This window comes from Vibrio sp. A8-1 (genome assembly GCF_013048685.1).
Classification (GTDB): Bacteria; Pseudomonadota; Gammaproteobacteria; order Enterobacterales; family Vibrionaceae; genus Vibrio; species Vibrio metschnikovii.
The window spans coordinates 1-12,771 of record NZ_VHTC01000006.1; the positions used below are offsets into that span (position 1 = coordinate 1).

Sequence of the window (12,771 nt, forward strand, 5' to 3'; positions counted from 1 at the left end):
AATGTCAGTTCTGAGTGAAATCATCACGTCAGTCGTTGAGAAGAAACCGTACCCGAACGTTTTTGATCTATAAACTGCACATGCTTCTTCAGGCATGGTAAGTCAAGATACCTCGGTGAACGCTTACACAATTGTGACCATCCGTGCCCAACAAGATATGAGTCAATAAAATTTATGTGAATAAAACAGAATAAATATTTGAGTAAAAGAAGAGAATTAACAGGGAATGAATCAGTAGGATTTACAGGCTTCAGAAACAACAAAACCCGCTAACATGCGGGTTTTATTGATAAATTTGGTGGGTCCGGGCGAACTCGAATCGCCGACCCCCGCCATGTCAAGGCGGTACTCTAACCAACTGAGCTACGGACCCAAATTTACATATGTATTCAAATCGGATGGTGCGTCCGAGTGAACTCGAATCACCGACCCCCACCATGTCAAGGTAGTACTCTAACCAACTGAGCTATAGACCCAAATTTTTCTTGTTCACATTGGTGCGTCCGAGTGGACTCGAACCACCGACCCCCGCCATGTCAAGGCGATACTCTAACCAGCTGAGCTACGGACGCATCACTTGAGAACGGGGTGGATATTAGCGATTGATTTTACTCAGTGCAAGTGGATTTTTACTATTTTTGACTCAACTGACTCTTACATGATCAACTTGCTGGTTTTTTGCTCTAAAATAACCGTTATCATCCAATCTTTCTGTCTAAGTTCACAGTCATCTCCCTTTTATAGTAGGCCGTAAGTAAGTCATAAAAAAGAGAAAAAGTGGATCACATCAAAAATCAAAAAGGCCGTTAATTAGAACTAGCTCCTCTTTTTGTGATTTGGATTCAAAAATAACGTTGATTGGTGAAGGCAAATGGGTACTATAACGGCTATTCGAACGAATATGCAATTGAGTCGGTAGAACATGGATGCAAAACTGTTTAATCATTCACAAACGCTAAGAGCGTCCGTACTTCGCGGGCTGAGCTTATTCTTGTGTTTTATTGCTCTCTCTATGGCCATCTTCAACGTTGTCTACCATCAAGCACTCGGCCTAGCGAGTATTGAAGTTCTGTTTTCAGGCTACTCTTTCTATGTTCATCAATACGCTAAACAGAATGACTACTCTGAGCGCCTTGCTCAGTCTTACGTTTGTGTCCTATTAACGATCATAGTGCTAGCAACTTATCTACAACCGATTAGCAATGGGACCTTTATATGGGGCTTATTGGCTCCGGTGGTACTTTACGTCTTTCTGGGTCAGAAACTAGGCGGAGTAGTAACCGGTATGATCGTCGTGATCATCAGTTGCCTTTTGTTTATTCAGCTCCCCTACTCATCGTATCCTAATGCCATACCTATACTGATTAATTTTAGTTTTTGCTATAGCGGCCTTTGGTTTATTGCTCATCTTTATGAATCTAATCGCCATAAAATTGAATTTACGCTGACTCATTTAGCCACTCGAGACCCATTAACTGGAGCTCATAATCGACTTTCGCTGCATTCTGCATTTGACTATTTTGAGCAAAACAAGAGCCCAAATACCTCGCTTTGCTTATTGATTATTGATTTAGATTACTTCAAACAAATCAACGATCAGTTTGGCCATGATACTGGCGATAAAGTGCTAGTAGAAACATGTCGATTATTTGCTCAACATGTTGGGGAGAAAAACTTATTTCGAATTGGTGGGGAAGAGTTTTGTATTACTCTCTTTGATCATTCACTGTTACAGGCAGAGCAAATCGGCGAAAGGCTACGCAATCTTGTTGCTAATTACTCATTTTCTAAACAACAAGCTATCCAGTTAACACTCAGTGTCGGTATTTGTGAGTATCGCAGCGGGGATAACTTGAATGAGTTAATTAAATTAGCGGATATGGAACTGTATAAAGCGAAAAAAAATGGCCGAAATCAAGTCTGTATTTGTCAATCATCAGCCAGCAAAGATTATACTGAACTTTCACAAGCTGATTCAATTTAGCCGTTTTATTTCGGACACCGGTACCTCAGCTTCATCAGTTTCAAAAACAACGTTATAATTCTCAGTATAGGTACAATGAGGTAAACGACTACAAGTGAAAAATCGTCGGCCTTTAAACTCACCTTGGCTGGCCGTCTTGATGACCATTGGGCTACCACAACGCTTACAAAAACGAACTTCTTTATCCGGCTCAATAAGATCAATGTGTGCGGCAAGCAATCGGCGTAGTTTACCCACTTGATAACTGTATTTAATATTGGCGCCAATTAATGGAATATTAGCTGACTGACATACTTGCAGTAACAACTTTTGTCGCTCTATTTTTCCTTTGTTTAACGGTTTTCCATCATCGAGTTCCATGATGACTCGTGGTTCTAACGTTCTTGCATCGCAAACCACAAAACTAAAATAATGCTTAGCAATCCGGCTATGAGCAATGAACCATTGTTTTTTGTTCTTCAATGGTTTGGGCATAACAGCATGGGTCATGCTTACTTTTGCCAGCACAATACCGTGCTCACCGACGGCGGCTCTTAATGCATTAAAAAAGGTACTTTCTGCGGCATTCAGTAACGGGCCACTTTTTTTGTAAGTGTAATCTTTACTATCATCATTACGAATTAAATATTTTTGAATGAATAGAAAAAAACCAACCAAAAGAGCAACTATAATAAAGACGTTCGCCATAGTACCTATTCTTTATCTATACAACGCTAAAGAGAAGCTTATCGCTATATTGATTATTATTAAAAAATAAAACTATCCATCAAACCGACCATCTTACCAATTTCAGGTTTAGTGATAGTGTCGTTGGCACCTAGAGCAAGCGCTTTAGCTCGGTTATCATCGCTCATTAATGATGAGAACATGATGATTGGTGTTTGGTTATATGCTTCATTCTCACGTAACCGTTTGACTAAATGCATCCCATCCATACGCGGCATTTCTACATCAGTCACGATGGCATTTACCAACTCACTAACGGAGGTATTCTCTTCTTTGGCCACACGCTGAATATCCATTAGCTTTTCGTACGCTTCTCCCCCATCTTTACAAGCAATCACGTTATAACCAGCTGAACTCAGCGTTTCTTGAATCATACTACGAATAAATGCCGAATCATCGACTACCATGATCGTTTTAGCATTGCGTTTGCTGACCATTTTCTGATTTAAATCAATCGAACGATCCATTTTAACATCGTATTTACCCATACTTAATTCTGGGTTGATGTCAGCAATGATTTTCTCAAAATCTAAAATCATGATCAGCTTTTTGTCTTTACGGACGACGGCAACGACACAGTCTTGCTCACCAGCTTCTAAAAATTGACTCGGTGACTCAACATCATTCCACGAAATACGGTGAATTCGACTAATACTGTCAATTAAAAATCCGTTTGTCATACGGTTAAAATCGGTCACTATAACGTATTTGTTCTTAATATCTGGGCGAGTGGGAACACCAAGCCAACCAGCAAGATCGACTAAGGGTGTTAATATTTCCCGAGAAGAAAAGACCCCTATCATGTGAGGCTGTGCATTGGGATAATCGGTGGTTTCAGGTACACGAATGACTTCTCGTACTTTGGCAACGTTAATCCCGTAGTAACAGGTTTTCGTCTCACCACTAGGTAATAGTTTTTCTAGATGGAATTCAATAATTTCCAGCTCATTAGTACCACTTTCTAATAAAATTGTATTATTTGGATTGCTCATAATCATTCACATCTTTTCGGCAAAGCGTTAAGTTCGTTCCTTTTTGTAGTATATACGCAAGTCGTCCAAAGAAAATGATAATGGGGTAGATTGTTTATTTAATTTGTTATCTATACCCAATTACCAAGAAAAAAGTCTCTCGTTAATCCGCCATGGCTCCCTTAAACCGTGCTATTGCCAGCAAGTCTATGAATATAGATGAGTAGTTGTAAAAGAAGCACCACAGAACCAATGATTAACCCACTAAAATGGGAAAAATCACACCTCAATAGAAACTCTTTTGCATATCAATATGTGACATCGATCACTTATAATATCGCTTATTTTTTACTCAACAGGTACATTCTTCTATATACTGATAAGTGCAGTGAGGTGTTAAATCATCAATCATTCCCTACTCATCATAATCATTTAAATAGATTAGGAACGATTGACTTATCTCATTTTACATCGTCAGGAGGAAAGTCATTATGGAAAAAGATGCTTTAGGTATATGCCTTTCACGAGACATGCTAAGCGAGCATCTTCTGTCAACGTTTACTCATGTTCGGGCTTACGAACTGGCGGTAGAAAACGATGAACAAGTCCGCGTATTATTCGCTTTTCCACAAATGTCGGGCAAGGATGTGCTCACTACGATGCAAGGCACGAAAAAATTGATTTGGCGAGCAGATTTCTTCTGTCCCCATTTCCCTCATCGATAAATCAAAGCTGATTCGTAGTAACGAATCAGCTTTGAACTCTTGTTACAACAAAATACTACTCTCTCGAAAAAAAACTCGCTACTATAGAGCAATCACTCTAAATCGAACTCTGAACGGTAACATGAAGCTAAAAACCATTACTTTGACGTTGTGCTCGTTGCTGGGTAGTGCTTCTGTCCACAGCATGCCTATTTCGTTTCAGCAAGCTTGGGATATTTTGCAGCAAAGCAACCACTCATTAGCCGCCGAACGAGCCAATGTCGAACATTACCAGCATTTGCAAAGCGCAACGAGTCATCTTAACTACCCTTCTCTATCCGTTAGCGCAACTTATGCTAGAATTGCTGAACGAGATATCACGCTTCCTACACCTCATCTAGAATTACCACTGCCGATCCCCAATACAATCGGTATAACTTTAGCCGATAAAAATGCTTATAGTTCATCCATTCGCGCTATCTGGCCTATCTTTACCGGTGGACGAATCACCGCAGCACAGACAGCCGCAGAAGGACAAAAACAAGAGGCTGAAAGTCAATTTGCCATGGTAGTGCAAGCTCGTTATGAGGATTTAGCCAAATACTATTTTAGCGTGGTACTTGCTCAAGAAGTATTACAAACACATATTGCTGTCGAACAGGGCCTAACCAAACATCGCGATAATGCATTAAAACTTGAACAACAAGGACAAATTGCCTTAGTTGAACGTTTACAGGCCGAAGCATCTTTAGATAAAGCCACTATTGAGCGTAAAAAATCAGAAAAAACATTAGACATAGCTCAAAGTGCGTTGACACAGATTCTGAACCAAACTCAGCCAGTCGCCCCCAGTGGTCAATTGTTTATTAATAAAAACCTCCCCCCGTTAACTGCTTTTATTGAGCAAACATTAGCCACCTACCCAGGTTTAGATCTCTTGAGTGCTAAAGAGAAACAAGCTAATAGCCTGATTAAGGCTGAAAAAGGTAAGTACTATCCCGACGTATATCTGTTTGGCCATTACAGTTTGTACGAAGATGATTCACTTCTCAGTCAACTCACACCCGATTGGATGGTCGGTGTTGGAGTAAGTATTCCGCTGATAGAGAACACTGGGCGCAGTCACCAAGTCCGAGCCGCAAACAGTTTAGTCTCTCAAGTCCGTTCTTTGCGCGCCCAAGCAGAACAAGATTTGACGGTATTGGTTGAAAAAACCTATAAAGAAGCCGAACAAGCTCTAGAAGAAGCACAAGGGCTTAATTCAAGCTTACGCTTGGCACAAGAAAACTTATCATTACGTCAGAAAGCCTTTAATCAAGGTCTGGCCACTTCGCTTGACGTTGTCGATGCCGAACTTTATTTAGCCAGCATTAAAACTCAACAAGCCGTGGCTGGTTTTAACTATCTCATTTCTCTGAGTAAGCTTTTAGCCTTATCGAGTGAGATGCAAACTTTCTCTCATTATAAGCAGATGGCAGTTCCTTTAACGATGCTGCCCAATCACCTTGTCGATTCACAAAGGGAACCTTCATGAAAGCGGTTAAATCTTCTGTTATTGTAATTTCTGTCGTCGCCGCCGTCGCTTGGATAGGTTATAGCTTTTATCAAGCTTATCAGCCTCAACCCATTCGTCTCCAAGGACAAATTGAGTCTCAACAATACAGTATCTCATCCAAAGTGCCGGGACGTATTGATCAAGTCTTTGTTCGCAAAGGGGATCTCGTCAGCAAAGGTCAGCTAATTTTCACCATTCATAGTCCGGAAATCGAAGCTAAGTTAGAACAAGCGATGGCGGGGCAAAGAGCGGCTGGCGCATTAGCTCAAGAAGCGGAAACGGGTTCACGTAGCCAACAAATACAAGCAGCAAGAGACCAATGGCTAACCGCAAAAGCGGCGGCTGATCTGGCTGAAAAAACCTATTTACGAGTGAATAATCTCTTCGAGCAAGGCGTTGTTGCTGAGCAAAGACGAGATGAAGCCAATACTCAATGGCGTGCAGCCAGATACAGTGAAAATGCCGCTCTACAAATGTATGAAATGGCTAAAGAAGGGGCTCGTAAAGAGACCATACTCGCCGCTTCTGAAAATGAACGCATGGCCGCAGGTGCAGTGGCTGAAGTAGAAGCTTATGCCGCTGATACTCGCATCGAAAGCTGGTTTGATGGTGAAGTGTCTCAGGTGTTAATGCAAGCCGGTGAACTCGCACCACAAGGCTTTCCGGTTGTTACGGTTGTTGATCGCGCCGACTCTTGGGCTGTATTTAATGTCCGAGAAGATCTACTGCGCCACTTTGAACAAGGATCAACCTTCAAAGCATTCTTACCTGCGTTGGATAAGTATGTTGAATTTACCGTGACCCACATCGCAGTAATGGGCGATTTTGCTACTTGGCGATCAACCGATACTTCACAAGGTTTTGATTTAAGGACCTTTGAAGTTGAAGCCCGCCCCACACAACCTATTGATGGGTTAAGAATGGGCATGAGTGTTGCTGTTGAGTTATAAGACGATGCCAAATCATCTACCTTCACAGTGGCAGTTATTACGTCACGATCATTGGCTACTCTCATGCCTAACCTGGGTGCCCATTGCGCTCGCGGCTCTATTATGGTGGATATTTTCCCAAGGTATCCTCCATAATTTACCGATAGGTGTGGTCGACCTATCACACAGCCAATTATCGCGGCAAATGGTTCGTCAACTGGATGCTACATCAACCTTATCGGTAACACGCCACTATCAAAGTGCCTCGGAAGCGAAACAAGCATTAATCTCAAGTGATATTTATGCTTACGTCGTTATTCCTACTCAGTTTGATAAAAGTATTTATCGTGGGGAGCAGCCTCAAGTCAGTACTTTTTATAATAGCCAATATATTTTGATTGGACGATTAATCAATTCAGCGGTTCTTCAAGCCCAAGGAACATTTAACGCTCAACTGGATGGAGCCCGAACCTTAGCAAAAGGCGATCAGACCCTGTTGAGTGCTTTGGGACAAGCGGTACCTGTTCGAACTCAAGTGACTCCACTGTTTAATAAAAACAATCACTATGCTCAATTTTTAGTCTCTGCGGCGGTTCCTGCACTGTGGCAAATTTTTATCGTGGTCGCGACAATTTTAATTTTAACGGCAAATTATCGTGAATATGGTCTACAACGTTGGTTAGCGGCTCACCCTTTCCGAAACCTGAGTAAAACACTGGCTCCCTATTTTGTCATTTTCCTACTTCAGGGAATTGGATTTTTAATTTGGTTCTATCAAGCCATGCAATGGCCGATGCACGGTAGATTCTCAATCATCATTGTTGCTCAGATGGTGACTATTTTAGCTTGTATGATTATGGGCTGTTTTTTTTACTTTTTAACCCTTGACCCTGCTCGAGCTATGAGTTTTGCGGGTGCATTTACCGCACCGAGCTTTGCGTTTATGGGCGTCACTTTCCCTGCCTCAGATATGAGTAGCGTCGCGCTCGCTTGGCGAAGTTTGTTACCCATCAGTCATTATATTGAAGTGCAGATCAGCCAAGTCAATTATGGACTGAACGCTCAGCAGTCACTTCAGCATTTATGGCCAATGCTCGGTTACCTACTCCCTTTAGTGATCACGCTCGTGCTTATTAATAAACATCAAAGCAAAGAAACCGCGCTAAGGAGTAATCATGACTCTGTTTAATCTGTTCAAAGCCGAGTTAAAAGCGCTGATAACTAATCCTGTCGTGATGTTAACCATGATCGGTGGTGTGGTTTTTTATTCTTTTCTCTATCCATTACCGTATAGCCAACAAACCCCTCGTGAATTACCCATTACTGTAGTGAATTTAGATAAAAGCCAGACTAGCTATCAACTTGAGCGAATGGTTGATGCTACCCCACAGATAAAAATCATCCAGCGAAATCACTCGATCGTGGATGCCAAAGCAGCCTTTTTAGCTGGCGAAGTGAGTGGTATTTTGGTGATCCCTGAACATTTCTATAAAGATTTACTGCTCGGTAAAAGCCCAACGCTAGCCTATGCCGGAGACGCGGCGTACTTTCTGGTCTATGGCACGGTGGTAGAGGGATTGGTTCAAGCTGGTGGCACCTTATCAGCGAAAGCGAAAGTCGCGCGCTTGGTCGTCGATGGAGAGCCTTTAGATCTCGCGACGGAACACTGGTCGGCACTACAATCGAATATGAAGCCGACTTTTAACCCTAAAATGGGTTATATCGATTACGTTGTGCCCGGTGTATTTGTGTTGATTTTGCATCAAACACTGATTATGGCGGTGGGATTAATGGTCGGTACTCAAAAACAGGGTAAAGGCTACTGGCAGCGCGTCTCTCCACTTCGACTGATTGCAATAAGAACACTGCTGTTTGTCGCCTGTTATTACCTCCTCAGTATGTATTACTTTGGAGCCAGTTTTAGTCGTTTAGGTATCAGTACTCTCGCCAATATGGGGCAATTACTGACACTTTTATTGCCCTTTTTATTGAGTGCTTGTTTTCTCGGTATCTGGCTTGGTGCGCTCGCCCCAAGGCGAGAGCTCGTCACCGTTGTCGTCTTAATCAGCTCGATGCCTTTAGTTTTCTCTTCTGGTTTTATTTGGCCACTAGAAGCGATTCCGCCCCCTATCACTTGGCTGGCCAGCCTATTTCCAAGTACCCCAGGGATACAAGGTTTTCTTGCTCTTAATCAAATGGGCGCGGAATGGTGGCAAATTGCACCACAATGGACACTGCTTTGGTTACAAACCTTAGGTTGGGGTTGGCTAGCGTGGTGGCAATACCGTCGAACCGGCAAAGGAAAACTCGCTCATCATGACTAACTAATCTCTACTCAGGATAATGAAAGTTCTACAAACTTTCTTATCCTGAGTTGGCATGAAATCATAAGAACCAAAGAATGACTTCGGTGGCTTGAACAGCCCACCAGCCCTTGTATTATCGCCATCGCTCCCCTGCTATACCCTTCCTATTTGAAGCTGCAGGAGTGTTGGCTACGTTTATTCACCCCAATCATAGAGTCTATGGGGACTCACTCACTTGCCGCCGACCTGCAACTCCAAGTCATTTGGGTATACATGCATCTGTTATCGCTATTAATACGAGATCCTTCCTCTATCTTATTCCTTATCGAAGTTAAATAAATAACCATGATAGATATCACTTAGCTATCGACTTTTAATGTTGCATAGGTTATAAGTCTAGAAGTATAGACGTCCATTAGCTTAGGGAGCAAGCCGTGCCAATTAAGATCCCCGATCAACTACCTGCAACCGATGTGCTACGCCAAGAAAACATCTTTGTTATGTCTGAATCTCGTGCATCGACACAAGGTATTCGACCTCTTAAGGTATTAATTTTAAACTTAATGCCCAAAAAAATTGAAACCGAGACACAGTTCTTACGACTGCTGTCTAATTCCCCTTTGCAAGTTGATATTGAGTTATTACGCATCGATGATCGTCCGAGTAAAAATACACCGGAAGCCCATCTTAATGCTTTCTATCGTCAATTTGATAAAGTCAGTCAACGCAATTTCGATGGCCTTATCATTACTGGCGCGCCGCTTGGATTGGTTCAATTTGAAAATGTCGCTTACTGGGATCATCTACAGCGCGTCATGAATTGGGCCAAACATCATGTCACTTCAACGTTATACATTTGTTGGGCTGCGCAAGCTGGGTTAAAACTGCTATATAACCTTCCCAAACGCACTCGAGAAGAAAAACTCTCTGGGGTTTATCAGCATGAGATTCATCAGCCTTTTCATCCTTTACTAAGAGGATTCGATGATACCTTCCTCGCTCCACACTCTCGTTATGCTGATTTCGCCGCTGATTATCTAGAGCAACATACCGATCTCGATCTGCTTGCAACATCAAGCATTGCGGGCGTTTATTTAGCGGCAACGAAAGATAAACGAAATGTATTTGTGACTGGCCACCCTGAGTATGATGCTGATACCCTACATCAAGAATATGTGCGAGATCTTGCCGAGGGTTTGCAACCGCCAATTCCACTCAATTATTATCCTGACAATAATCCAGATCAGCCACCACGGGCGAGCTGGCGAAGCCATGGACACTTATTATTTGCCAACTGGCTTAATTACTGTGTTTATCAACAAACGCCCTATGATCTTGAGCACTTTAGTGAAGATAAATTCACTAAAGACGATTAACACTACTTCCCCTCTTACCTTAGGCTAACTGAGTTTGCTAACTGACTCGCATCCTTGTCGGTTAGCCATTTTTCAAACGCCCAATCATTCTATTATAGGCTCCACAACAACTTGAATTTACGGCTGTATTTGGGCTTCGCCAAGATCCTTCAATCACTCTGATGAGTCCTATCGATAATGTGATGCCAGTGAATCAGTGCGATGACACTACTGAAAATTCGAGTAAACAAACATCACAACGTCGCTGAATGGAGAAATGGCATGAAATGGGGATCCGCATTGGGATTAGGGATCAGTGTCTTGTGGCTAAGTGGCTGCGTTACTATGACTGAACAGGGACAAGCAGAATTACGAAGTACTCCAATTGAAATGGCAGAATCAAGAATTGCGTTAGGGTTAGGTTATCTCGAACAAGGTAACCGGGTAAAAGCTCGGCAAAGCCTACAAAAAGCGCTCCAACATGCGCCACACTACTATCGCGCTCAGCTCTCCATGGCGCACTACTTTGAAATAGTGGGAGAGAATGAAACGGCGCAGCAGCTTTATCAAACCGCATTAAGGGAGCACCCCAGAAATGGTAATGTGCTTAATAACTACGGTGCCTTTTTGTGTAAACAAGGGGAATATAGCCGAGCCGATCAATATTTTATGCGTGCCGTTGAGCAGCCTTACTATTATCTGATCCCCGCCAGCTATGAGAATGCAGGATTTTGCGCTTTAAAATCGGGCGATAAACAAAAAGCGCACTATTATTTCGAACGTTCGTTAGATCATGACCCTAACCGTGCTCGATCAATCCTACAACTGGCTAAGTTGGAGATTGATGATGACCAATTTATTCCAGCACGGCTGCGTTTAATGAAGTTCCATCAACAATATGGTTATCAAAAGACATCCTTAGAGCTATTGATTGAACTAGAAAAACGCAGCGGCAATCCTGCTTTAAAAAACAAATATCAGGCATTATTAGCAGAGCTGGTCTAACTATTTTTTGATGTTAGTTGGGCGGCCATCTCTGCCGCCTTTGCGCTCGCGATAATTGACACGGCGCTGCTTTTTAACGGCTTTGGCACGTTCAATTTTCTTATATTCACGATAAGCAATACGAATAAACTTAATCAGCCCAGCTAAGAGTAGTAACCCAAAGACGGTCATAAAGGGCACGCAAAGCCACTCAGGTTGACATGGCAGATAGAAGTCGATGTCCATTTGTGGCCTCCTTAGATTTAGGCGCTATTTATACCTCTTACTGATTTATCGGCAGATAAGCCATATTCTTGACTCTGATGTCATTATACACGTAATTTATCTAAAATTTTCGCTTTCAGAACGACTTAACCTTGTTGAGCTCTCAATTCTAGTACCATCATGTATAGCCGAGCATCAAACTCTAACTGATGATAATTAGGCTCCATATGACAACACAGTTGGTAAAAAGCTTTATTGTGGTCTTTTTCACGTAAATGGGCCAACTCGTGCACAACGAGCATACGTAATAAAGGCTCTGGTGCTTGTTTGAATGCACTAGCAATACGAATCTCATTTTTGGCTTTTATCTTGTTGCCGTGCACCCGAGAAACATAACTGTGTAGACCGAGCGCATTATTAATAAGATGAATTTTGCCATCGTACACCACTTTACTCAGCGGTGACGTCTTCTTCATATACTGATTTTTAATCGCCATCGTGAAGTTAAACAGCGCTTTTTCACTCTGGATAGCGTGCCGCTCTGGGTAACGCTGCTCAAACCAAGAGATCAACTTATCTTGAGTGATTAATTGTTGAATTTGTTCTATTAGCGAGGTGGGATAACCTTGAATATACTTCAATACAGGATGCATAAATTCACTCTGTCGCATCGATTTTTGACGTGGCAGTGTAACTTAAATAGATCAAGAAGTAATGCCCATTGCCAATACAAGGCGGCTTGTGCATCGGCTCAGCCAGCGTTAGAATTCGCCCTTTTAGTTAAAGTGAGCCTAAGAATGAAACGTGTTGTCCTTTATGTGAAAGACAAGTGCCCTCACTGTAAAGATGCCCAGCGTTATTTGGATGCGAAAGGTATTCAGTACCGTTTGTGTAATGCCAAAATGGCGCGCGGCCGCAAAGAGCTAGATGCGCTAGGAGCAAGAAGTCTCCCTGTCCTCAAAATTGGCGATCAGCTCTTGATTGGCTGGAACGTCAGTAATTTTGAACGACTCTATACCCAAAAAAGCTAAG

The 12,771-nt window shown here is 42.3% G+C and carries 13 protein-coding genes and 3 tRNA genes; 9 read left to right on the forward strand and 7 right to left on the reverse strand.

Translation table 11 applies throughout. From position 1 onward, the window contains the following. Positions 1-296: 296 nt before the first annotated feature. From FKN93_RS04525 to FKN93_RS04535, 3 genes are all read right to left on the reverse strand, one after another. Positions 297-373 (reverse strand) — tRNA-Val (locus FKN93_RS04525). Positions 374-399: 26 nt separating this feature from the next. After that, a tRNA-Val gene (locus FKN93_RS04530) sits at positions 400-476 on the reverse strand. A gap of 19 nt (positions 477-495) precedes the next feature. Further along, positions 496-572 (reverse strand) — tRNA-Val (locus FKN93_RS04535). A gap of 350 nt (positions 573-922) precedes the next feature. Between FKN93_RS04535 and FKN93_RS04540 the strand changes: the two genes are divergently transcribed. Next, positions 923-1,984: a GGDEF domain-containing protein gene (locus tag FKN93_RS04540; protein ID WP_170904577.1), complete on the forward strand. Its 1,062-nt coding sequence runs from the start codon at positions 923-925 to the stop codon at positions 1,982-1,984. On the opposite strand, the gene FKN93_RS04545 is transcribed toward FKN93_RS04540, so the two are convergent. Beyond that, entirely contained in the window at positions 1,976-2,671 is a 696-nt protein-coding gene (locus FKN93_RS04545; protein WP_154168004.1) for a DUF2726 domain-containing protein, read from the reverse strand. The two genes, FKN93_RS04540 and FKN93_RS04545, sit on opposite strands and share 9 nt — an antisense overlap. 59 nt (positions 2,672-2,730) lie before the next feature. Further along, entirely contained in the window at positions 2,731-3,702 is a 972-nt protein-coding gene (locus FKN93_RS04550; protein WP_040904797.1) for a chemotaxis protein, read from the reverse strand. 470 nt (positions 3,703-4,172) lie between these two features. On the opposite strand from FKN93_RS04550, the gene FKN93_RS04555 reads away from it, so the two are divergent. The 7 genes from FKN93_RS04555 to pilW all read left to right on the forward strand — a co-directional run bounded on the left by FKN93_RS04555 (position 4,173) and on the right by pilW (position 11,535). Beyond that, on the forward strand, positions 4,173-4,406 hold the full coding sequence (locus FKN93_RS04555) for a hypothetical protein (protein WP_040904267.1): 234 nt from the start codon (positions 4,173-4,175) through the stop codon (positions 4,404-4,406). 121 nt (positions 4,407-4,527) lie between these two features. Next, positions 4,528-5,919, forward strand: coding sequence for a TolC family protein (locus FKN93_RS04560; RefSeq protein ID WP_154168002.1), 1,392 nt, complete (start codon positions 4,528-4,530; stop codon positions 5,917-5,919). After that, positions 5,916-6,890: a biotin/lipoyl-binding protein gene (locus tag FKN93_RS04565; protein ID WP_170904578.1), complete on the forward strand. Its 975-nt coding sequence runs from the start codon at positions 5,916-5,918 to the stop codon at positions 6,888-6,890. Before FKN93_RS04560 ends, FKN93_RS04565 begins: the two co-directional genes overlap by 4 nt. 4 nt (positions 6,891-6,894) lie before the next feature. Beyond that, positions 6,895-8,058 carry an ABC transporter permease gene (locus FKN93_RS04570; protein ID WP_170904579.1) on the forward strand — a complete coding sequence of 388 codons (1,164 nt, stop codon included), beginning with the start codon at positions 6,895-6,897 and terminating at the stop codon, positions 8,056-8,058. Then, the gene (locus tag FKN93_RS04575; protein ID WP_170904580.1) at positions 8,045-9,193 is read left to right on the forward strand and encodes an ABC transporter permease; all 1,149 of its coding nucleotides are present in this window, start codon (positions 8,045-8,047) and stop codon (positions 9,191-9,193) included. Before FKN93_RS04570 ends, FKN93_RS04575 begins: the two co-directional genes overlap by 14 nt. A gap of 416 nt (positions 9,194-9,609) precedes the next feature. Beyond that, a complete protein-coding gene (gene metA / locus FKN93_RS04580) occupies positions 9,610-10,551 on the forward strand; it encodes a homoserine O-succinyltransferase (RefSeq protein ID WP_154167997.1) in 942 nt (313 codons plus the stop codon). A 261-nt stretch (positions 10,552-10,812) separates the two neighbouring features. Further along, positions 10,813-11,535 (forward strand): type IV pilus biogenesis/stability protein PilW, encoded by a 723-nt coding sequence (pilW, locus tag FKN93_RS04585; RefSeq protein WP_170904581.1) that lies wholly within the window; start codon positions 10,813-10,815, stop codon positions 11,533-11,535. Here pilW and FKN93_RS04590 read toward each other — a convergent pair whose 3' ends face one another. Together FKN93_RS04590 and FKN93_RS04595 are read right to left on the reverse strand one after the other, a co-directional pair. Then, complete coding sequence (locus FKN93_RS04590; protein ID WP_004395142.1) at positions 11,536-11,760, reverse strand: hypothetical protein; 225 nt, start codon at positions 11,758-11,760, stop codon at positions 11,536-11,538. A gap of 125 nt (positions 11,761-11,885) precedes the next feature. Next, positions 11,886-12,392 (reverse strand): M48 family metallopeptidase, encoded by a 507-nt coding sequence (locus tag FKN93_RS04595; protein WP_170904582.1) that lies wholly within the window; start codon positions 12,390-12,392, stop codon positions 11,886-11,888. Between the two features lie 144 nt (positions 12,393-12,536). Between FKN93_RS04595 and FKN93_RS04600 the strand changes: the two genes are divergently transcribed. Beyond that, entirely contained in the window at positions 12,537-12,770 is a 234-nt protein-coding gene (locus tag FKN93_RS04600; protein ID WP_040904261.1) for a glutaredoxin family protein, read from the forward strand. Position 12,771: the final 1 nt, after the last annotated feature.